The organism is Sphingomonas sp. (genome assembly GCF_035998645.1).
In the GTDB taxonomy this organism is placed as follows: domain Bacteria; phylum Pseudomonadota; class Alphaproteobacteria; order Sphingomonadales; family Sphingomonadaceae; genus Sphingomonas.
In genome coordinates, this window is sequence record NZ_DASYHL010000003.1 from 232,058 (window position 1) to 253,302 (window position 21,245).

At 66.4% G+C, this 21,245-nt stretch carries 17 protein-coding genes; 13 read left to right on the plus strand and 4 right to left on the minus strand.

Annotation, left to right across the window (positions count from 1 at the left end; translation table 11 throughout):
* Positions 1-7: 7 nt before the first annotated feature.
* Positions 8-1,279 (minus strand): nucleotide sugar dehydrogenase, encoded by a 1,272-nt coding sequence (locus VGN66_RS05030; protein WP_327517763.1) that lies wholly within the window; start codon positions 1,277-1,279, stop codon positions 8-10.
* A 316-nt stretch (positions 1,280-1,595) separates the two neighbouring features.
* On the opposite strand from VGN66_RS05030, the gene VGN66_RS05035 reads away from it, so the two are divergent.
* Positions 1,596-2,291, plus strand: coding sequence for a class I SAM-dependent methyltransferase (locus VGN66_RS05035; protein ID WP_327517764.1), 696 nt, complete (start codon positions 1,596-1,598; stop codon positions 2,289-2,291).
* 278 nt (positions 2,292-2,569) lie between these two features.
* Positions 2,570-3,850 (plus strand): sugar transferase, encoded by a 1,281-nt coding sequence (locus tag VGN66_RS05040; RefSeq protein WP_327517765.1) that lies wholly within the window; start codon positions 2,570-2,572, stop codon positions 3,848-3,850.
* Between the two features lie 10 nt (positions 3,851-3,860).
* On the opposite strand, the gene VGN66_RS05045 is transcribed toward VGN66_RS05040, so the two are convergent.
* On the minus strand, positions 3,861-4,655 hold the full coding sequence (locus tag VGN66_RS05045; protein WP_327517766.1) for a metallophosphoesterase: 795 nt from the start codon (positions 4,653-4,655) through the stop codon (positions 3,861-3,863).
* A 166-nt stretch (positions 4,656-4,821) separates the two neighbouring features.
* Here VGN66_RS05045 and VGN66_RS05050 point away from each other — a divergent pair, with 166 nt between their 5' ends.
* The 11 genes from VGN66_RS05050 to VGN66_RS05100 are packed head-to-tail and all read left to right on the plus strand — an operon-like array spanning position 4,822 to position 18,883.
* The gene (locus tag VGN66_RS05050; RefSeq protein WP_327517767.1) at positions 4,822-6,348 is read left to right on the plus strand and encodes a hypothetical protein; all 1,527 of its coding nucleotides are present in this window, start codon (positions 4,822-4,824) and stop codon (positions 6,346-6,348) included.
* Positions 6,348-8,162: an asparagine synthase (glutamine-hydrolyzing) gene (asnB, locus tag VGN66_RS05055; RefSeq protein ID WP_327517768.1), complete on the plus strand. Its 1,815-nt coding sequence runs from the start codon at positions 6,348-6,350 to the stop codon at positions 8,160-8,162. Before VGN66_RS05050 ends, asnB begins: the two co-directional genes overlap by 1 nt.
* Positions 8,163-8,186: 24 nt before the next feature.
* Entirely contained in the window at positions 8,187-9,416 is a 1,230-nt protein-coding gene (locus tag VGN66_RS05060; RefSeq protein ID WP_327517769.1) for a glycosyltransferase family 4 protein, read from the plus strand.
* Positions 9,413-11,077 (plus strand): alginate lyase family protein, encoded by a 1,665-nt coding sequence (locus VGN66_RS05065; RefSeq protein ID WP_327517770.1) that lies wholly within the window; start codon positions 9,413-9,415, stop codon positions 11,075-11,077. Before VGN66_RS05060 ends, VGN66_RS05065 begins: the two co-directional genes overlap by 4 nt.
* Positions 11,074-13,167 (plus strand): bi-domain-containing oxidoreductase, encoded by a 2,094-nt coding sequence (locus VGN66_RS05070; protein ID WP_327517771.1) that lies wholly within the window; start codon positions 11,074-11,076, stop codon positions 13,165-13,167. Before VGN66_RS05065 ends, VGN66_RS05070 begins: the two co-directional genes overlap by 4 nt.
* Entirely contained in the window at positions 13,168-14,103 is a 936-nt protein-coding gene (locus VGN66_RS05075) for a glycosyltransferase family 2 protein (RefSeq protein ID WP_327517772.1), read from the plus strand. It abuts the gene before it with no gap.
* Positions 14,100-15,257, plus strand: a complete 1,158-nt coding sequence (locus VGN66_RS05080) for a glycosyltransferase family 4 protein (RefSeq protein WP_327517773.1) — start codon at positions 14,100-14,102, stop codon at positions 15,255-15,257. Before VGN66_RS05075 ends, VGN66_RS05080 begins: the two co-directional genes overlap by 4 nt.
* Positions 15,254-15,976, plus strand: coding sequence for a class I SAM-dependent methyltransferase (locus VGN66_RS05085; RefSeq protein WP_327517774.1), 723 nt, complete (start codon positions 15,254-15,256; stop codon positions 15,974-15,976). The genes VGN66_RS05080 and VGN66_RS05085 overlap by 4 nt, the downstream gene beginning before the upstream one ends.
* The gene (locus tag VGN66_RS05090; RefSeq protein WP_327517775.1) at positions 15,973-16,620 is read left to right on the plus strand and encodes a class I SAM-dependent methyltransferase; all 648 of its coding nucleotides are present in this window, start codon (positions 15,973-15,975) and stop codon (positions 16,618-16,620) included. Before VGN66_RS05085 ends, VGN66_RS05090 begins: the two co-directional genes overlap by 4 nt.
* Complete coding sequence (locus VGN66_RS05095; protein WP_327517776.1) at positions 16,617-17,834, plus strand: glycosyltransferase family 4 protein; 1,218 nt, start codon at positions 16,617-16,619, stop codon at positions 17,832-17,834. The genes VGN66_RS05090 and VGN66_RS05095 overlap by 4 nt, the downstream gene beginning before the upstream one ends.
* Positions 17,831-18,883 (plus strand): CgeB family protein, encoded by a 1,053-nt coding sequence (locus tag VGN66_RS05100; protein ID WP_327517777.1) that lies wholly within the window; start codon positions 17,831-17,833, stop codon positions 18,881-18,883. Before VGN66_RS05095 ends, VGN66_RS05100 begins: the two co-directional genes overlap by 4 nt.
* Here VGN66_RS05100 and VGN66_RS05105 read toward each other — a convergent pair.
* Both VGN66_RS05105 and VGN66_RS05110 read right to left on the minus strand, forming a co-directional pair.
* The gene (locus tag VGN66_RS05105) at positions 18,869-19,654 is read right to left on the minus strand and encodes a glycosyltransferase family 2 protein (protein WP_327517778.1); all 786 of its coding nucleotides are present in this window, start codon (positions 19,652-19,654) and stop codon (positions 18,869-18,871) included. The genes VGN66_RS05100 and VGN66_RS05105 overlap by 15 nt on opposite strands.
* Positions 19,651-21,120 carry a hypothetical protein gene (locus tag VGN66_RS05110; protein WP_327517779.1) on the minus strand — a complete coding sequence of 490 codons (1,470 nt, stop codon included), beginning with the start codon at positions 21,118-21,120 and terminating at the stop codon, positions 19,651-19,653. The genes VGN66_RS05105 and VGN66_RS05110 overlap by 4 nt, the downstream gene beginning before the upstream one ends.
* Between the last annotated feature and the right edge of the window lie 125 nt (positions 21,121-21,245).

Genomic DNA, 21,245 nt, shown 5'->3' on the forward strand with positions numbered 1-21,245 from the left:
GGCAGTCTCAGAGCGTCCAGCGCCCCGTTGCTGCCCCAGCGCCCGGAACAGCATTCTTGAGGTCCGCGAACAGTCCGCCCGGCGCGACCAGCGCGGAGAGCTTGTCGGCCCCCATCGCGACATAGTCGTCATGCGTCACCGCGAGCAGGACGAGGTCGTATTGCTCGGCCAGCGCAGCCTCGCCCGCCAGTTCCAGCCCATATTCGTGTCGTGCCTCCGCCGCATCGGCGAGCGGGTCGTGAACGGTGACCGCATGGCCCAGCTCGGCAAGCCGCGCGATCAGGTCGGCGACCTTGGAATTGCGCAGGTCGGGGACATTTTCCTTGAAGGTCAGCCCCAGCACCAGCGCGCGCCCGGCGGTGCCACCGCGCAGGCCGTGCAGCCGCTCGGCGATCCATGCCGCCATCGAATCATTGGTGCTGCGTCCTGCCAGGATCACCTGCGGGTCATAGCCCAGCATCTCGGCCTTGTGGCTGAGGTAGAAGGGATCGACGCCGATACAGTGCCCGCCGACCAGGCCGGGATGGAAGGGCAGGAAATTCCACTTGGTCCGCGCCGCTTCCAGCACGTCCCAGATCGACAGGTCCATCGCCGAGAAGATGCGCGTGATCTCGTTCATGAAGGCGATGTTGATGTCGCGCTGTGCGTTCTCGATCACCTTGGCGGCTTCGGCGGCGCGAATCGACGCCGCGCGGAACACGCCGCCGGTCGTAACCTGCTCATAAAGCGCAGCGACGCGGTCGAGCACTTCGGGCGTCTGCCCGGACACGACCTTGATGATCTTGTCGATCGTATGCTCGCGGTCGCCCGGATTGATCCGCTCGGGCGAATAGCCAAGGAAGAAGTCCTTGCCCGACTTGAGGCCCGTGATCCGCTCGATCTCCGGCCCGCACAATTCCTCGGTCACGCCGGGATAGACGGTGCTTTCATAGACGATCACCGGGGCGCGGGTCGCGTCGATCATCCCCGCGACGGTGCGGGTTGCAGCCATCACGATGCGCAGGTCCGGCTTGTTGTTCGCATCGACCGGGGTCGGGACGGTGACGATGATAAAGTCTGCGGGCGGGCAATCGGCGGGATCGCTGGTCAGCTTCAGGCTTGAAGCCGCAAGGCGATCAGCGTTGATCTCGCCGGTGCGGTCATGGCCGTCCTGAAGCTCGGTGATCCGCCCGGTGTCGATATCGAGGCCGACGGTATCGAAGCACTTTGCCAGCGCTACGGCCAGCGGCAGCCCGACATAGCCGAGGCCGACGACTGTAACCTGAGTCTGTGCCGACATTCACGGTCCCCCGCCCATGCCCGACGGGGCAGGTGTGGCGCGCCCTTTCGCAAAGTGCCGGGGGGATGGCAAGCATAGGGTCTGTGCGCAATCAGACCGGGTAACCGCGCAGCGGCGGGCGCCTTTTGGCGCAGGGCGTCGTCCCTCGTCGGTCACGATGCTTCAGCATCGCGCCCTCCTCGCTCCTCGCCCTGCGCCAAAATCCGCTCCGTCTCGACCCCGTTCTGATTGCGTACAGACCCTAGTGAGGGCGCAGAAAGCCTTGATATCCGTCGTCCCCGACCCTAAACGCCACGCCGATTGGAGGCGACGTCCCGTGACAGCCAAGACAGCCGATGCGGTGGATTGGCACGAGTCGATCGCCGAATCGTTTCAGGCCGGATATGATCATTCGCCGCGCTTCCGCGAGCGACTGGCGCTGTGGCGCGACCTGATCGGCCGCCATGTCGGCGCGGGTGACCGCGTGCTCGACGCGGGATGCGGCGCGGGCACGTTCAGCTTCGAAGCGGCGCGGGTCGGCGCATCGGTGAACGCGATCGACGGCAGCGCGGCGATGGTGAAGCTTGCGCGCACGCGTCAGCAGGAACTGGGGCTGACCGATATCGGTTTCGAGGTCGCGTTGCTGGACAGCCTTTCGGCGCGGCCGGAAGGTGAGTTCGATGTGGTGCTGAGTTCCAGCGTGCTCGAATATCTGCCCGATCTGAAGGGCGAGGTGGCGCGGCTGGTGCGGCTGCTCAAGCCGGGCGGTCGATTGATCTTGTCGATGCCGAACAGCGAATCGCTGTATCGCAAGGCGGAGCGGATCGCGTTCGGGCTGACCGGGCGACCGCGCTACTTTGCGCATGTGAAATCAATGGCGAGCGCGACCGAGTTGGCGGCCTTGTACCGCGCGCTGGGTGTGGCGCCGGTCGAGCATCATTTTTATGCCGCGCCTCCGGGCGACGGCGTGCTCGCAACGCTGGGCGAACATCGCAGCAAGACGCTGCTGGTGATGGTCGGGTGCCGCATTTAGTAGCAAAGCTGTGGCGGCTTCGTCACAGCGGCGTAAGAATATTCGGTAATCGGGGGGATTACCGGTCTGGGTGGAACCGATAGCCGACTCTGTCGATTGGCGATCTTGGCGAATTCCGGCTAACATCCGCGACCGCCAGACCCGCCGAGTCTGTTTCCGCTGCGACCGGATGGCGCAGCCGGCGACTGTGGTTGGAATTGGGGAACCAGTGGCTTTGGGAGGCTCGACTTGAACAGGCGCGTAACGCTGCGCGGTCGCCCGGCTTGTGGGGGACCACGATGTTGAAGATGTATGCGGAGCTGACGCATCGGCCACGCAATAGCCTGTTCGAATCAATGCGGGTCGAACTACTCCTGCTGCTCGTGCTGGCGGTGGTTGCCCCGGCGCCGTTGCTCGGCCGCTATCTGCTGCCCGGCATCGCTGCGCGGCCGGTGGATTATGCCGTGGTCGCGGCAGCGTTCGGCGTGTCGCTGGGCGTCGTGCTGTTGCGCCGGGTCTCGGCGTTTCCCGGAACGACGGTGTTCGGATACATCATTCCGTCCTTCGTCAGCTCCTACGGGATCGCGCTTGCCGCCTTGTTCCTGGCGCGCGCTGACTATAGCCGCCTCTATCTCGCCGCGTCGTTCCTGATCGCGCTTGGCGTGGCGTTCGCGCTTCGCTTCCACCTCGACAAGACGACAGCGCTGCGGTTCTATTATGTGACGACCGGCGACATGTCGGTGGTCGATCAGACGCCTGAGGTCGAATGGATCCCGCTGCTCAGCCCCGAAGTGCCGACGTTGCGGCGCGCCGTGATCGTCGCCGATCTGCGTCATGATCATCCCGATGCGTGGGAGCGGATGCTGGCCGAAGCGGCGATTCGCGGCCACCTCGTCTATCACGTCAAGCAGGTCGCCGAATCGCTCACCGGACGGGTGGCGATCGAGCATCTGTCGGAAAACAGCTTCGGCTCGCTGATGCCGAACCTGGCCTATGTGAAGATCAAGCGCGTGATCGATGTCGTCGGCACGCTGTTCATCTTGCCGGTACTGCTGCCGGTGCTGGGCGCCATCGCGCTCGCCATCCGGCTCGACTCGCGCGGGCCCGTGTTCTTTACCCAGCAGCGCATGGGCTTTCGCGGCGAGCCGTTCACGGTGATCAAGTTCCGCACGATGCGCCCGCGCGAGGAGATGCAGCGCCGCGACGATTGCGTGACCATGCACGAGGACGACCGCATCACCCGGCTCGGGCGGTTCCTGCGCCGCAGCCGGCTGGACGAGTTGCCACAGGCGTTCAACGTGCTGCGCGGCGAGATGAGCTGGATCGGGCCGCGGCCCGAGGCGATCCCGCTGTCCGCATGGTATGAGGCGGAAATCCCGCACTACCGCTATCGCCACATCGTGCGGCCGGGCATCAGCGGCTGGGCGCAGGTCAACCAGGGGCATGTGGCCGACCTGACGTCGGTCAACCTCAAGCTCCATTACGACTTTTTCTACATCAAGAACTTCTCGGCGTGGCTCGACCTGCTGATCCTGTTCCGAACCGTCGCCACCGTGATCAGCGGGTTCGGCGCGAAATAAGCCGCGCGCGTCAAGCGGCCGGCGTCGCCTGTGGCGCGCTGGTGCGCAGGTACCAGCGCTCGCCGCCCTGCAGCCCGATCGCGGTCAGCATCCCGCTGGCATAGGCGCCGGTATCGATGCCGATCCGGTTGCGCTGTTCATCGACGTCCCGCGTCACGGTGTGTCCATGGATGACGATCGCCGGGTGGGGCGCGCGACTGTTCAGGAACTCGCTACGAATCCAGCGCAGATGCTCCGGACGCTGCTGCTCCAGCGCGACGCCGGGCTTGATCCCGGCATGGACGAACCAGTAATCGCCGATCGCGACGTGATCGACCATCGCGTTCAGAAAGGCGAGATGCGCGTGAGGGATCTGTTCGGTCAGCGCACGCAGGATTTCGGTTCCGATGCCGCGATCCAGAATCCGCTCCGGCACGCCATAGCTCAGGATCGCCGCATCGCCGCCGGCACGGCGCCACACGCGCAGCGCGTCGAGGTCGCCGCCCAGCGCCATCAGCATCAGTTCTTCGTGGTTCCCCGCGATGAAATCGGCCGAGACGCCCCCCCAGTCACGGGTCAGACAGCGATCGATGACCTGCGCCGATGCAGGGCCGCGATCGATCAGGTCGCCAAGCAGGATGATGCGCGCCCGGGCCGGAGCGCGGGCCGCGATGTCATGGTCGATCCGCTCGAGCAACTGCGCGAACAGGTCATCACGGCCATGGATGTCGCCGATTGCATAGACGCACAGATCCTGGTCCACGCTCGCCCGCTGCGGCGCGGCCATCGGCCGGGGGGTGGCGCGGCGAAACAGGGAAAAGACCATTGAAAAATAACTTACACTAGGGAAATTGATCGCGCCGATCCTCTAGAGCAATGCGCCACGCGCGACAATTGTGCAGTGCACCACGCTTGCGCCGGGCATACTGGCGCTGCTGCCTGAATGAAGCTAGGGACTTGGCTCCTGCTCACCGCCAGGCGAACGTCCACCGATGATTTACGGCACCGCTCCCCTGAAATCCGACGATGCCACGCGGCTCGCGCCGATTGCAGCGGTGCGCCCGGGCTGGGGAGAAATGGGGATTTTGCTCGCCGCCAGCATTCTGACGCTGATCGGTGTCAGCCTGGGACCGGACGTACCGCAATGGATCAACATGGTGGCGCCGATCATGCTGTCGGTCGCGATGGCGCTGGGCGCACTTGCGCTGATCCGGCGCGAGGCGCGCGCGGTGTGGGCGCCATTGTTCTGGGTGCGGATCGTGATGATCGCCTTTTCGGGCATCGGATCGCTCGTCCCGTTTTTTGCCAACGACGTGACGCGCGGCGCGCTGGATCGGTTCTTCACCGTCTTTCCAGCCGACATGACCAAGTACAATGCGGTCATCTGCGTCTTTACGCTGGTGATGCTGTTTACCGCGCGGGTGTGCTGTGCGCTGGTGGACATGAATGTGCGGCGGCGCGAAGGGCCTGTGCTCAAGGTCAAGCCATCGGCGCTGGACGCTGGCCAGTTCGGGTTGCTCGCGCTGGCGCTGTCCCTGCCAATCAAGATCCCGTCGAGCTGGATCCCGTTTGTCACAGGAGTGCCCTTCTCCCTGCCGAACTCGATCGCGCTGTTCGGGATGCTGTCCTACATCGCTTATCCGCTGCTGATCTATCATGCGCTGTCGACCCGCCAGCGCTGGCCGTTCTTTGTGGCAATCCCGTTCATCCTGATCGAATCCACGCTTGGCTTGCTGATGTTCAACAAGACCGAGCTGCTGTTCCCGTTGATCTTCAGCTTTCTCGGCGTGCTGTTTCAACGTGCGACGCTGATGCGCATGCTGGTCGGTGGCGTGGCCCTGTTCCTGGTCTATTCGGTGGCAACCCCATTCGCCGCCTATGGCCGTTCGCAGGAAGCGCGCGATACCGGCAGCATCGATACGACCCTGTCACGCTCGATCGTGATCGCGTCGCGCTACGACTGGCGCGTCGGCAATCAGGACGAGGGCGAGTTTCAGGGCGGCTGGGCGCGACTGACCTACATCACCGCCGGCAGCTTCGCGATTTCCCAGTATGATCAGGGCGTGCCAGGCACGACGATGGAAAATGTGTTCCTGATCCTGGTCCCGCGCGTCGTGTATCCCGACAAGCCCAACATGTCGCTGATCTTCGCCGAGTTCAATTATGCGGTCACCGGCAACGACAAGTCGCAATCCGCGCCGGGCATTCCGCCGGAGGGTTATTGGAACTATGGCTGGGCGGGCGTGGTCGGGTTCGCGGTTCTGATGGGTGTCGTTTATGCCCTGTGGTCGATCTACGCGATCGCGACGCTGCAGGCAGGGGCGTGGCATCTGCTGTTCATTTCGCTGATCGGTGTTCGCGTTGCGTCGCGTATCGACGGGTTGATCGTGACCGACTTCGTGCCGATGATCCCGTTCGCGATCTTCGCGCATTTCCTGCTGACATTCGGCAATGAACTGCTGCTGCGGGGCAAGGCGGCGCGGGCACGCCCGCTGCGGCTGACGCACGGAGGCGCCTGATGTGCGGCATTGCCGGCTATTTCGCCTTTCGTGACTCGGCCGTTCCGCCGTCGATCGACGCGCTGACGGCGATCCGCGACCGGATGCGGCTGCGCGGTCCCGACGGCGCCGGACTGTGGACCAGCGATGATCGCCGTGTCGGCTTTGCCCATCGCCGCCTGTCGATCATCGATTTGACGGAAGCGGGCGCGCAGCCGATGCTGAGCGGCGACGGACGGCATGCCATCGTCTTCAACGGCGAGATCTATAATTACGCCGCGCTGCAGGCCGAACTGGAGGAGCAGGGCGTTCGCTTTCGCGGCCATTCCGACACCGAGGTGCTGTTGGCGCTCTATGCCCGCGACGGCGACGCGATGCTCGACCGGCTGCGCGGAATGTTCGCGATTGCGATCTGGGACACCGAACGCCAGCGGTTGTTGCTGGCGCGCGACCCCTATGGGATCAAGCCGCTCTATGTGAGCGTTGCTGACGGCGTTCTGCGTTTTGCCTCGCAGGTCAAGGCATTGCTTGCCGACCCCGCCATATCGCGCGACATCGATCCAGCCGGGTTGGCGGGGTTCCACCTGTTCGGGTCGGTGCCCGAGCCCTTCACCCTGTACCGCGCCATTTCCGCCGTGCCCGCCGGGCATCGCATGGTCGTGGACAAGCGCGGTGTCGGCGCGGCCGAACCCTTTGCGTCGGTCGCCGGGTGCATTGCCGCCGCCGGGCGCAAGCCGCTTGATCGCGACGCGATCCATGCGGCGTTGCGCGACAGTATGCGCCATCATCTGGTCGCGGATGTCGAAGTCGGCGTGTTCCTGTCGGGCGGGGTGGATTCGGGCGCCGTGCTCGGCCTGATGCACGATTGCGGCCAGATGCCGCAGGCCGCGACCTTGCGATTCGAGGAGTTCGAAGGCCAGCACAGCGACGAAACCGCGCTCGCTGCCGCCAGCGCGGCGACCTATGGCGCGCGCCATCATATCCGCACCGTGACCGCGGACGAGTTTCGCGCCGACCTTCCCGCCATCTTCGATGCCATGGACCAGCCGAGCGTCGACGGGATCAACAGCTGGTTCGTCAGCAAGGCGATCCGCGAAGCCGGGCTTAAGGTCGCGCTGTCCGGACTGGGCGGGGACGAACTGCTCGCCGGCTACAGCACCTTCCAGACCGTGCCCGCGACGCATAGCCGGTTCGGCGCGCTCAGCCGCCTCCCCTTTGCGGGGGGTGCTGCGCGCACGTTGCTGCGCACGCTGGCCCCTGGTCTGTTGCGCCGCAATCCCAAGGCGGCGGGCCTGTTCGACCTGCCGGCAAGCTGGGCGGGGACCTATCTGCTGCGCCGCGCGGTCCTGCTGCCGTTCGAGCTGGACGGCGTGATGGATCCGGCGCTGGCGGCCGAAGGGCTGGCGCGGCTCGATCCCCTGGGGCTGATCGACCGTGCACTCTCGCCTGATGCCGGCCATGATGTCGGTCGCGTCGCAGCACTCGAATCGGCGATGTACATGCGCAACCAGCTGCTGCGCGATGCCGACTGGGCAGGGATGGCCCATTCGCTCGAGATCCGCGTGCCGCTGGTCGATTACACGCTGCTCGGGGCGGTCGCGCCGATGATGCACGCGCTGCGACCGGGCGTGGGGAAGGCGGTGCTGGCAAGCGCGCCGTCGATGCCGCTGCCCGACGCGGTGCTCAACCGTCCCAAGACCGGGTTCAGCGTGCCGGTGATGAGCTGGGCGCGGGGACGCGCGCGGCACGTCGTCGACCGCAGCGATTCACGCTATTGGTCGGCCCGCGTTCTTGCCCCGCTGCTGGGTGACGGCAACCTGCCGCACGCCGCCTGAAGCGCCGTCCGGGGGGAATGAACGATGCGCATCACGGTCCTGAATCACTATTATTCGCCTGAGGTGAATGCGCCGGCGTCGCGCTGGTCCGAGATGGCGCGCGCCTGGGTGCGGGCGGGGCATGACGTCACGGTCGTGACCTGCGCCCCCAACCATCCGGCGGGACAGCTCTATCCCGGCTATCGCAACCGGTTGTTCCAGCGCGAAACCATCGACGGGGTCGATGTGATCCGGCTGTGGACCTTCCTTGCCGCGAATGAAGGGTTCCTTCCGCGCATTGCCAATTATGTGTCCTATCTCGCTTCGGTAGCGCTCCAGCGCTGGCGGTTGCCGCCGGCCGATGTCGTCATCTCGACCTCGCCGCAATTCTTCTGCGGCCTGGCGGGCCGGTTGTTGCGCAGCCGCCGGCGTCCGTGGGTGCTCGAGATTCGCGACCTGTGGCCGGAGAGCATCATCGCCGTCGGCGCGATGAAACGCGGCGCGCTGATCCGCGCGCTCGAACGGATCGAGGCCTATGCCTACCGCAAGGCCGATCTGGTGGTCGCGGTGACGGACAGCTTCGTTACGCATATCCGCGCGCACCGACCGGCCGGGCCGATTGCAGTGGTCAAGAACGGCGTTGACCTGTCGCTGTTCGCGCCAGCCGCTCCGGACGCGATCGCCGCGTTTCGCGCCGCGCACGGGCTGGAGGGCAAGTTCGTCGCCTCCTATGTCGGGACGCATGGCATGGCGCACGGGCTCGATGCCGTCATCGATGCCGCCGAACGGCTGCGCGATCGCAGCGACATCGTGTTCCTGATGGTGGGGGCAGGGGCCGAGAAGGAGCGGCTGACCGCCGAAGCGGCGCGACGCGGCCTGTCCAACATTGTCATGCTGGGGCAGCAGCCCAAGGCGATGATGCCGGTGGTATGGAGCGCGAGCAATGCCGCGCTGGTCCTGTTGCGCGGGCTGGACACGTTCAAGAGTGTGATCCCGTCCAAGATGTTCGAGGCGATGGCGTTGCAGATACCGATGATCCTGGGGGTCGCGGGCGAGGCGCGCGCGCTGATGGAGGCGGGCGGGGCCGGCATCGCGATCACGCCCGAAAGCGGGGCCGAACTTGCCGCCGCCGTCGAGCAGCTCGCGGGCGATCCGGCGCTCGCGGCACGGCTGGGGGCGAGCGGGCGGGCGCATGTCGAGGCGGAGTTCGACCGCGAGAAGCTGGCGCTCGCCTATCTGGCGGAGGTGGAGGCACTGGTCGGGGCGCGGCGATGATCGCCCGCCTGCGTCGCTCCATCGGTTTTGCGCGCCATATGCCGGTGGAGAAGCTGGCGTGGCGCGGGTGGCTGACCTTGTCCCGCCGGCTGGCGCTGCGCGCGCCGCCGTCGCTTGAGGGCGCCGCGCCAGCGCGGTCAGCCGCCGTGCCCGGCCCGGTCTTCGCCCCGCGCAATGGCATGGTCGCGCGCACCGATGCTGGCTGGTGCTTCACCTTTATCGGGCGCAGCCTCGCCGTCGGCGATCCGGTCGACTGGACGCTGCCCGGACCGGGTCCGGGCGACCAGCTGTGGCGCATGAACCTCCATTATATGGAGTATCTCGAGGAGCTTGGCGCTGATGACGGGCTTGCGCTGATCCGGCAGTGGATCGCGGCGAACCCGCCCTATCGGCCCGGGTTCTGGCATGACAGCTGGAACAGCTACACGCTGTCGCTGCGCGTGCTGTGCTGGATGCAGTTCCTTGCGCGGCACCGGCTGGAGGGCGCGGCGACCGCCGATATCGCGATGTCGCTGGCGCAGCAGCTGCGCTTCCTGGTCCGCAATCTCGAGCGCGATCTGGGCGGCAACCATCTGATGAAGAACATCAAGGCGATGGCCTGGGCCGGTGCGTTCTTCGACGGGGGCGAGGCGCAGGGGTGGCGTGCCCGCGCCATCCGCCTGCTGGCGCGGGAGCTGCGCACCCAGATCCTTCCCGACGGCGTGCATTATGAACGCTCACCCTCCTATCATGCGCAGGTGCTCGCCGACCTGATCGAGACGCGGCATGCGCTTGGCGGTGACCCGCTCGGCGGCGCGCTGGATGCAGCGATCGCGGCAATGGGACAGGCGGTCGCGGACCTTGCTCACCCCGATGGGACTCCGGCGCTGTTCAACGATGCCGGGCTCACCATGTGCTACGCCCCCGGCGAATGCGCGGCGCTGGCCGGCGGGGCAGCGCGGCAGCGCGTATTTGCCTATCGCGATGCCGGCTATTTCGGGGCGCACTGGCCGGAGCTTTCGATCGTCGCCGACATGGGGCGGATCGGTCCGGACGATCTTCCGGCCCATGCCCATGGCGATATCGGCAGTTTCGAGCTGTCAGCCGGTGGATTGCGCTTCATCGTCGATCAGGGCGTTCATGAATATGTCGCGGGCCCGCGCCGCGACCAGTCGCGCGCCGCCGCGTCCCATGCCGTGCTGGCGCTCGATGGCGCCGACCAGGCAGAGTTTTTCGGCGCATTCCGCTGCGGCCGCCGCCCCGGCGTACAGGTCGATCGGTGGGAGGCGAACGACGACGGCTTTGTGCTGGAGGGGCGGCACGACGGCTATACGGGGCTCCCCGGCAAGCCGGTCGTGGTGCGCCGGATCGCGGCGTCGCCGCGCAGTATCCGCGTGATCGACCGGATTGTCGGCACCACCGACCGGACGGCCAGTGTCGGGCTGTTGCTGCATCCCGATTGCCGGGTCGAACTGATTGCAGGTGGCGCGGCTATCCATCGCGAAACCGTCACAATTTTCGTCAAAAGCGCGCTGTCCTTGACGGTCGAGGCGGCGGAATGGTGGCCCGACATGGGGCACCGGATGCCGACGACCCGGCTGCGCTTGACTTGGCCAGGGGGTTCAGCCGATGGCGCGTTCGCGATCGGCCTGTCGGCGGATGATTTGAGCGGGGCAATGTGAAGCAAGTCGAACAAAATTACCGCAGCGGTGCGCTGCGCCTGATTGATGCGCCCGCGCCGGGTGCCGGCCGGGGCCGCAATCTGGTCGCGACCCGGGTTTCGCTGATCAGCGCCGGCACCGAGAAGCAGATCATCGACCTTGCCAAGAGCTCGCTGGCCGGCAAGGCGATGGCGCGCCCCGATCTGGTGCGCAAGACGCTGCAGAAGGTGCGGCAGGAAGGGCTGATCCCGACCGCGCGCAAGGTGTTTGCCAAGCTCGATACGCCGATCCCGCTGGGCTATAGCTGTGCTGGCGAAGTGATCGAAACGGGCAGCGATGCCGGTGGCTTTACCGTCGGCGACCGCGTTGCCTGTGCCGGGGCGGGCGTTGCCAATCACGCCGAATTCAATGCGGTCCCGAAGAATCTGACGGTGCGGATCCCGGAGGGCGTGTCGGACGAGGATGCAAGCTTCGTGACGCTCGGCGCGATCGCGCTGCAGGGCGTCCGCGTGACCGCGCCGACGCTGGGCGAGCGCGTGGTGGTGCTGGGGCTGGGCCTGATCGGCCAGCTGACCGTGCAGCTGCTCAAGGCCAATGGCTGCCGCGTTTTGGGGTTCGACCCCAATCCCGCGCGCGCGAAGCTGGCGGAGGAGATGGGCGCGGACCGGGCAGTCACCGGCGATCTGGACGATGCGGTCGCTGCGTTCACCGGCGGGCATGGCGCCGACGCGGTGATTGTCACGGCATCGAGCAAGTCGAGCGACCCGCTGAACAAGGCCGCCGAGATCAGCCGCATGAAGGGCCGCGTGGTCATGGTCGGGCTGACCGGCATGGCGATGGACCGCGAGCCTTTCTACAAGCGCGAACTCGATCTGCGCCTGTCGATGTCCTACGGACCCGGCCGTTACGATCCGGCCTATGAGGTCGACGGTCATGATTACCCGATCGCCTATGTCCGCTGGACCGAGCAGCGCAACATGGAGGCGTTTCTCGAGCTGATCGCTGCGGGCCGGGTGACGCCGTCGAAGCTGGTGACGCATCGCTTCCCTATTGCCGAGGCGGAAGCCGCCTATGCGATGATGGACGGCGACGAGCCGTATCTCGCGATCCTGCTGACTTATGACGCGCAGCCAGGCGCGCCGGAGCGCACGGTTGCGGTCGGCGCGGCGGCAGCCGGGGATGCGCGCGGCAGTGGTTTCATCGGCTTTGGCAACTACGCCAAGTCGGTGCTGCTCCCCGCGCTGCAAAAGGCGGGGGAAACGCGGCTGACCAAGGTCGTGACCTCGACCGGCATTTCTGCGCACAGCGCTGCGGAGCGCTATGGCTTTGCCGAGGCGTCGACCGATGCGCGCGCGCTGCTCGACGACGCCACGACCGATTGCGTGTTCGTTGCGACCCGCCATGACAGCCATGCCGCGCTGGCGATCCAGGCGCTGAACGCCGGCAAGCATGTCTTTGTCGAAAAGCCGCTGGCGATGACCCATGCGCAGCTTGCCGAGGTCGCAGCGGCGGCGGATGCGGCACCCGGCGTGCTCGCGGTCGGCTTCAACCGCCGGTTTGCGCCGATGGTGCGCGAGGCGCGCGACGTGCTGGCGCGCAGCGGCGGGCCGCTGGTGATGCAGTATCGCATCAACGCCGGCCATATCCCCGGCGACAGCTGGGTGCATGGCAGCGAGGGCGGCGGGCGCATCGTGGGTGAGGTCTGCCACTTCGTCGACACGCTGAGCGCGCTCTGCGGCGCCGATCCGGTGAGCGTCGAGGGTGTGTCCCCCGACGGGGTCGGCGACAGCCTGGCTGCAGTGATCCGCTTTGCCGACGGTTCGGTCGGTACGATCCTCTACGCGTCGATGGGCGACCCGTCGTTGCCCAAGGAATATGTCGAGGCGTTCGGGCGCGGCGTGGTCGTCCGGCTCGACGATTTCCGCAAGCTGCACATCACGCAGGGCGGCAAGACCCGCACCGTGTCGGCGAGCGCGCAGGACAAGGGGCAGGCAGCGCTGGTCAAGGCATTCTACGACGCCGCGCGCAAGGGTGCGCCCGCGCCGGTGGCGCTCGACACGCTGATCGCGGTATCCGCCGCGACGCTTGATCTCGCCGGGATCAGCGACTGAATGGAACCGGTCGCCAAGCCATCGATCACCGCGATCATCCTCACCTTCAATGAGGAACTGCACATTGCGCGGTGCATCGAGCGGCTATGGCCGCTGGTTGAGCGGATCGTCGTGGTCGACAGCTTCTCGACCGATCGTACGGTCGAGATCGCCCGCGACCTCGGGGCGGAGGTGCTGCAGCGGCCCTTCGTCAACCAGGCCGATCAGTTCCAATGGGCGCTCGATACGGTCACGGTGACGAGCGCCTGGACGATCCGCCTCGACGCCGACGAATATTGTGAGCCCGAACTGATCGCCACGCTGCATGCGCGCCTGTCGCAGCTGCCCGATACGGTTCAGGGCGTGGTGCTGCGCCGCAAGATGATCTTTCGCGGTCGCTGGATCCGCCACGGCACCTATTATCCCGTCTATCTGCTGCGCGTCTGGCGCACCGGCAGCGCCTATGTCGAACAGCGCTGGATGGATGAGCATATCCGGCTGCACAACGGTGACAGCGTGACGATCACCGATGGCGATTTCGTCGACGAGAATCTCGGCACGATCGGCGACTGGACCGCCAAGCACAACAACTACGCCACCCGCCACATGGTCGATTTCGTCGGGCGCAGCATCGGGGTGATCGCCGCCGAACCGCGCCCCACCGAGCGTCGCGCGCGGTGGAAGCGGGTGCTGCGCGAGGATGTGTTCGGCGGCGCGCCGCTCTATCTGCGCAGTGTCCTCTACTTCATCTACCGCTATGTCTTTCGGCTCGGCTTTCTCGACGGGCGGACCGGCTTCGTGTGGCATTTCATGCACGGATTCTGGCTGTTCATGCTGATCGACGCCAAGATCGACGAGGCGCAGCGCCAGATTGCGCAGCATGGCCGGGACTCCTTCCTGCCCTGGCTCAAGGACCGCTACAACATGGTCATCAGCGACGATCGGCTGATCCGGTGACGCGGCCCGTGATCCTCAATCTGCTCGGCTGCTACTGGCCGGGCAATGACAGTTCGGGGCCGAACACGAGCTTCCGCTCGATGGCCACCGAGCTGGGGGCGGATTTCGAGTTCCTGATGGTCGCGCGCGACCTGCCGCTGGGCGCCGATGCGGCAAGCGTCACGCCGCCGGCGCAGGATCGATGGCATGACATCGGCTTTGCCCGGGCGCGGTACCTGCCGATCGGGCGGCGCGGCGCGCAAGGGCTGGGCGCGCTGCTCGACGCGACGCCGCACGACGTGCTGCACCTCAATGGCTATCACGACCGGGAGTTCACCATCCCCGCCCTGGTCCGGCGCCGCCTGCGCCGACCGTCGCAAGGCGTGCTGCTGTCGCCGCGCGGCGAGTTTTCTGACGAGGCGCTGGGGCTCGGTGCGCTCAAGAAGCAGGTCTACCGTGCGGTTGCGAACGGTGCGGGACTGCTCAATAACGTGGTGCTCCACGCCACCAGCGACGCCGAGCTGGCCGATCTGCGCCGCGCCTTTCCGCGCCACCGCATCGAGCTGATCCCCAACGCCCGCGCGATTTTCCCGCTGCCCGCTGCGGTCGCGCGACGCGCGGATGAACGCTTCCGCATCGCCTTTGTCGGTCGTATCTCGCCGGTGAAGGGCGTCGATATCGCGTTGCGCGCACTGGCACAGGTCAGGGCGCCGGTGCGGTTCGAGATTTACGGGCCGGTGCAGGATGCGGACTATTGGCGCAGCTGCACCGCGCTGATCGCTGCGCTGCCGTCGCACGTCGAAGTCGTCGCGATGGGTGAGATCGCCAACAGCGCAGTGGCCGAGACGATGGCACGGCAGGACCTGATGCTGATGCCTTCGCTCAGCGAGAATTTCGGCCACGGCATTTTCGAATCGCTCGCCGCCGGTACCCCGGTGGTGATCGGTGACAAGACGCCGTGGCGCGATCTTGCCGCGCGTCGGGCGGGGTTCGACCTGCCGCTCGCCGATGTGTCCGCGCTTGCCGCAGCGATCGATCGGCTGGCGGCGATGGACGCGGCCACCGCACAGCAGTGGCGCGACGGCGCGCGCGCGGTTGCGGAGGGATTCGTCGCGGCCAGCCCGGCGCTGGCGCAGATGCGTGCGCTGTATCATGAGCTTGCGGGGGGACGATGAGCGAGACGAGCGCGCTATACGCCGATTACGACGCCTGGAAGGGCTGGGGCGAACCGTTCCGCTGGAATGCGGAAGAGGGGCGCTATTATGCGGCGGAGTTGGGCCGCGACCCGGCCGGGCTCGACATTCTCGAAATCGGGTTTGGCAGTGGCGCCTTTCTCGGCTGGGCGCGCGACAAGGGCGCGCGGGTGATGGGGGCGGAGATCACGCCGGCATCGGTCGCTGCGGCGCAGACGGCGCAGATCCCGCTGGTCGCCCCGGACTTCGAGGCGCACGGCGCATTGGCCGAGAACAGCCTGGATGCGGTCGTCGCGTTCGATGTGTTCGAGCATCTCGATCCGGCCACGATCCCTGCCAAGCTCGCGGCGATCGCCCGCGCGCTGCGGCCCGGCGGGCTGCTCGTGCTGCGCTATCCCAATGGACAAAGCCCGTTCGGGCTGGACCCGCTGCACGCCGATGCGACGCATATTGTCGCACTGTCGCGGGCGAAGATCGACCAATATGCGGCGGGCACCGGCCTGCGCACGATCCGCTATGGCGCGACCGCGCGGGTGTCGTCGGGCAGCGTTGCGCGCGACGCCGTGCGGGCGCTGCGCTACATATTGCGGGGGCTGCATGCGCGGTTCATCCGCTTCGTCTATGCGACCGATGTCGAACTGGCGCCGGTAGTGACGCAGGTGATGGTCCGTCAGGGCGAGATTGAGGGGAACGCACGATGAGCGGACAGCGGGTCAATATCGGGTGCGGCGCGACGCCGACCCAGGGGTGGCTGAACCTCGACAATAGCTGGACCATTCGTGGCGTCCGCAACCCGCTGCTGGGTGCGGTGATGCGCGCGGCAGGGATGTTCCGGGGCAAGGACAGCTATGTCCAGGCGATCCGCGACCACGATATTCGTCACGCCAACGCCGCCGGGCGCCTGCCGCTGGCCGATGGTGCGGCGGAGGTGATCTATACCAGCCACATGGTCGAGCATATGACCCGCGCCGAGGTCGCCCGCTTCCTGGACGAGGCGAAGCGCGCGCTGCGGCCGGGCGGCATCCTGCGCATCGCGGTGCCGGACGTCGATTATCATGTCGGCATCTATCGCGAGACGGGCGACGCCGACGGACTGATCGCGGGCCTGATGATGGCGAGCGAGCCGCCCCAGGGGCTGTTGCAGAAGCTGCGTTATCTGATCGTTGGCGAACGGCATCATCTGTGGATGTATAATGGCCCGTCGCTGGCAAAGACCCTGGCTGATGCCGGCTTTGCCGATGTCGCGGTGATGCCCGCCGGTGAAACCCGTATCCCCGATCCGGGCGCACTGGACCTCGCCGAGCGTGCGCCCGAAAGCGTGTTCGTGGAGGCCACACGGCCGTGACCCAATCATCCACCGCGGGGCGCCGCCGCCTCGCGATCGTGGTGTCGCACCCGATCCAGCATTTCGTACCGCTGTACCGCGCGATCGCCGCGACCGAGGATATCGAGCTGCGCGTGTTCTTTGCCAGCCGGATCGGCCTGCAAAGCTATTACGACCCGGAGATGAAGACGCAGATCGCCTGGTCGATGGACATGCTGTCGGGCTATGATCACGTATTCCTGCCCGGCGCGGACGCGATCACCGCGGTCGATTTCCGGTCGATCAATTCGCCCGGCCTTGCCGCCGCGCTCGATGCGTTCGGTCCCGATGCAGTGATGATCTATGGCTATGCACAGGCCAATGCGCTGCGCGCGATCCATTGGGCGCGGCGCAACCGGCGCAACGCGATGATGATCAGCGACAGCGAACTGCGCCGCCCGCGCACCGGCCTGCTGGGGCGGATAAAGGCGGCGATGATCCCGCAAATCTACGCGCGGATCGATAATTTCCTGTCGGTTGGCGACTGTAACGAAGCCTATTACCGCCATTATGGCGTGCCGGCGGACCGCATCTTCCGCTCGCCCTTCACCATCGATGAGGACCGCTATCGCGCGCAGCTGACGCAGAAGGATGCGGCGCGCGCGGCGCTGCGGCGCGAGCTGGGGCTGGCCGATGACGCGATCCTGGCGCTGTTCGTCGGCAAGCTGTCGGCGCGCAAACGTCCCGCCGACCTGCTCGCCGCGGTCACGCGGCTGCGCGACGCCGGCGGCCCGCTGGTCCATGCCGTGTTCGCCGGCAATGGCGAAGAGATGGCGGCAATGCAGGCGGCAGCGACACGCGATGGCGCCCCCGCGCACTTCCTCGGCTTCGTCAATGTCGACCGGCTGCCGTCGATCTATGCGGCAAGCGATATGCTGGTCCACCCTTCCGAAGCGGATCCGCACCCGCTGATCTGTTCCGAGGCCGCCTGCCTTGGCCTGCCGATGCTGCTCAGCGACCGGATCGGTGCGGAAGGGCCGACCGACATCGCGCGCGCCGGCGACAATGCGCTGATCTTCCCCGTCGCCGATGTCGACGCGCTGTCGGGGCGAATTGCCGAGCTGGCAGGCGATCCGGACAGGCGCGCGCAGATGTCGGCGCGTTCGCTGGCGATCTTTGACGAACTCGACGTTCAGCGCAGCATCGACGGCATTCGCCGCGCCATGATCGCGGGCCTGCGCGGGCGGCGCGGATGAACCGTCGCGCGGTCTTCGCGACCGAATTCTGGTTCGGCGCCAACGGTCGATCCCTCGCTCAGGGATTTCGCGAACAGGGCTGGGCAGTCGATGAGGTCGATGTCCACCATTACGCCCCGCGCGGCCGCTCGCTGGCGGCGCGCGCTGCCGGGCGTTTGCTCGGCCCGTTGCAGCGGCGTGAGTATAACCGCGCTATCCTGCAATCGGCGATCGATCATGACGCGGCGGTGATGCTGACGGTCAAGGGTGGCGAGATCGACGTCGCGACGCTCGACGCGTTGCGCGCGCGCGGTGTGCGCACGGTCAACTATTATCCCGATTTCGAGTTCGAATATGCCGGGTTCGATCGCGAGCGACTGCGCGGTTACGATCTGGTCGCGACCACCAAAAGTTTCCACCTCGAACCGCTGCGCACGATGATCGGCGCGGATCGCGTGGCGCTGGTGCATCACGGTTTTTCGCCGCTGGCGCACCGCGCCGTGGCGGTGCCCGACAGCGATGCCGGGTTCGAGCGCGACATCGTCTATATCGGCAATGCCTCGCCCTATAAGCGCGACTGGCTGCTGCCGCTGTTCGAGGCGCCGGCGCTGGCGCATGCGCGCAAGTTCGTGATCGGCCATCGCTGGAGCGACGTCGCGGCGGGCACCGCGATCGCGCCGCATGTGCTGGGCCGTGCGATGGCAGGCGACTTCTATTCGCGCGAGATCGGCGTCAGCAAGATCAACATCGCGCTGCATATGGGACCGGCGACCGCCAGCGGCTGGCAGGATCTGGTGTCGACCCGCACCTTCGAGATTCCGGCGGCGGGCGGCTTCATGCTGCACATCGACAATGCCGAGGTGCGCGGCCTGTTCGATCACGGGAAAGAGTTCGACAGCTTCGCGAGCCCCGAGCAGCTGGTCGAGCGCGTCGTCCATTATCTTGCCCATCCGGCGGAGCGCATGGCGATGGCGCAGGCCGGTCATACGCGCGCGTGGCGCGATCACAGCATGGACGCGCGCGCGGCAGAGATCGTCGCGTTGATCGAGCGCGGTTCAGCCGCCGCGTAGCAGCCGGCGGACACGCTTGGCGATGGCCAGCGCCAGCGTCCCGCCCGGCCAGCGCGCGATGCGCTGCTCGAGCTGCCAGCGCCGCTCGGCCGGGTTGAAGGTGAAGCGGTCGCCGATATGGCGAAACACCTCGAACCCGTCGATCGACGCAACCTTGAAGCGGCTCTGCGCCGCCACCGCGCGCGACATGGCCAGCTCCATCCGCGTCATCGGCACGCCTTCCTGATACAGGCCGATGACGTCATGGAATTCGCGCCGCTTGAGGTGCGGATTGTCGGAATAGGTGCCCTGATGCACCCCCATGGTCGCGACATCGTCGGTGCCGAGCGCGGGCAGGACCAGCCGATGCCCGGCGACCCGGCGCTCCTCCGCCACGTCCAGCTCGGCGCGGTCGCGGAACAGGATCAGGCCGAGATCGGGGTTTTCCTCAAGCGCCTGCAGCGCCACGCGCAGATAATCGCGACGCCCGACCATCAGCCAGTCGTCCTGCATCATCAGGATATAGTCGCCGCTCGCCGCACGGATGCCACGATTCTGGTTGGCGCCAAGTCCGGAATTGCGCGCCGCCACCGCGCGCTTGTCGAACGGAATCTGTGCCAGGATACGCTGGGTATAGGCGTCGCTCGCATCGTCGGCGAGGATCAGCTCCAGCCGGTCGCGCGGATAGTCGGTGAACGCGAGAAACGTCTCATAGGTCGCGACCAGCGTATGGGCGCGATTATAGGTGACGAAGATCACCGAGATCAGCGGGAGGTTCGTATCGCTAGTCATCGGTTTGCCTTCCATCGCGTGAACGGGCGGTAGAATCCGGCCAGCAGCGCTAGCCCGAACGCAGCTCCGATCATGGCGCCACCCGCTAAAGTCATGATCTGTCCGGTGAACAGCGGGCGGATCACCACGCTGGCGCCATAGCTCGCGACGAGCAGGCCGATGGCAAGCGCCGTCGCGCTCGCCTCATCCCACAGCGTCTGCAGCGACCAGCGCACATGCACCGCGCGCAGGATGACCAGTGCAAGCGGGAACAATTCGGTGCAATAGACCGCGACGGTCAGCCGGATCGCGATATTGTCGATCGGCAGCGCCACAGCGAGCAGCGCGGCGGCCGCGCTCTGCAGCAGCACGGCTTTCGCGACCGGGCCGGGTCGGCTGGCAAAGATCAGATAGGGAGAGGCAATCTGCACCGTCGGCGTCACCACCAGCGGAGACAGCATCAGCAGCAGAATCACTGGATCGAACAGCTCCGCATTGCCCACCCATAGCTGCATCAGGTCAGGCCCGAAGCCGAGCAGCATTCCGGCCATCAGCCCGAACAGGGAGGCAACGGCGCGGGTGACCAGCCGATATGTCGAATTGAACAGATCGTCGCGCTTCTGCGTCTTCAACCGCGCGAGCTCCATCGCCAGAACGAAGGTGAATTTGGAGATCGATGTGCGCAGGAAGTTGCTGAGCGTCCGCAACAGCACATAGCTGGCCAATACGCCGTTGGTGGCGCTCGCGCTGGATCCGATCAGCAGCACCGGCAGCTGGACCATGACCACGGAAGGGATGAACCCGACGCTGTAGAGCAGGCCGAGGCGCAACTGCCCCTTGGTCGAAAACGGTGTCGGGCGCGCGACGCGATAGCGGAACAGCGGGAAGCGCCGCGCGATGTCGAGCGACATCATCAGCATGTTGCCGATCACCACGGATGCCGCGGTCGCGAGCGCCGCCGCCATCAGGTCGAACCCGAACGCCAACGTGCCCAGAGTCAGCAGAACGCGGAGCAGATCGATCCCCGCGATCAGCGTCGTCCCGCGCGCAAAGGCCGAATTGGCGCGGTATACGCCCGCCTGATTCGACATCGCCATCCGCCCGGCCACTGCAAAGCCCAAGGCCAGCAGCGCGATCTGATCGCGCGTGCCGAGCGGGGCGGGGAGGCCCATAAGCTGCTGCACCGGGGGGAGCAGCGCGACCAGCAGGGTCAGCCCCATGACCGTCGCCGCCAGGCCGAGGAAGATCATATTCGATTCGGCGTAGATGCGCGCCGCCTGATCCTTGGCCCCGGCATGGGCCGCTTCCGCCATCTTGTTGCTGAAGCTGATCTGCGATCCCATGTCGATGATCGAGAAGATCGTCACCGCCGCCATCAGGATCGACCAATATTCGAACCCGGTAATGCCCCATATGCGGACCATTACCGCCGTCAGGATGACGCGGTCGATCAGGTTGCTGGCCAGCGGCATGACCTGGCTCGCCATGTCCAGCACTATCCTGCGCATCGGTGCGGTCGCGCCCTCTGGTCATGGTGGAACCGAACGACGGGGAGATTTCCCCAACGCCTCGTCACCGCGCTCATAGGCATGGCGCGGGGCGTTGCAAAGGG

Coding starts and splice junctions, on each gene's coding strand:
- VGN66_RS05065 (WP_327517770.1), top strand. CDS start 9,413: ATGATCGCCCGCCTGCGTCGCTCCATCGGTTTTGCGCGCCATATGCCG.
- VGN66_RS05040 (WP_327517765.1), top strand. CDS start 2,570: ATGTTGAAGATGTATGCGGAGCTGACGCATCGGCCACGCAATAGCCTG.
- VGN66_RS05110 (WP_327517779.1), bottom strand. CDS start 21,120: ATGGCGAGCCAGGTCATGCCGCTGGCCAGCAACCTGATCGACCGCGTC.
- VGN66_RS05105 (WP_327517778.1), bottom strand. CDS start 19,654: ATGACTAGCGATACGAACCTCCCGCTGATCTCGGTGATCTTCGTCACC.
- VGN66_RS05090 (WP_327517775.1), top strand. CDS start 15,973: ATGAGCGGACAGCGGGTCAATATCGGGTGCGGCGCGACGCCGACCCAG.
- VGN66_RS05045 (WP_327517766.1), bottom strand. CDS start 4,655: ATGGTCTTTTCCCTGTTTCGCCGCGCCACCCCCCGGCCGATGGCCGCG.
- asnB (WP_327517768.1), top strand. CDS start 6,348: ATGTGCGGCATTGCCGGCTATTTCGCCTTTCGTGACTCGGCCGTTCCG.
- VGN66_RS05060 (WP_327517769.1), top strand. CDS start 8,187: ATGCGCATCACGGTCCTGAATCACTATTATTCGCCTGAGGTGAATGCG.
- VGN66_RS05075 (WP_327517772.1), top strand. CDS start 13,168: ATGGAACCGGTCGCCAAGCCATCGATCACCGCGATCATCCTCACCTTC.
- VGN66_RS05030 (WP_327517763.1), bottom strand. CDS start 1,279: ATGTCGGCACAGACTCAGGTTACAGTCGTCGGCCTCGGCTATGTCGGG.
- VGN66_RS05050 (WP_327517767.1), top strand. CDS start 4,822: ATGATTTACGGCACCGCTCCCCTGAAATCCGACGATGCCACGCGGCTC.
- VGN66_RS05100 (WP_327517777.1), top strand. CDS start 17,831: ATGAACCGTCGCGCGGTCTTCGCGACCGAATTCTGGTTCGGCGCCAAC.
- VGN66_RS05085 (WP_327517774.1), top strand. CDS start 15,254: ATGAGCGAGACGAGCGCGCTATACGCCGATTACGACGCCTGGAAGGGC.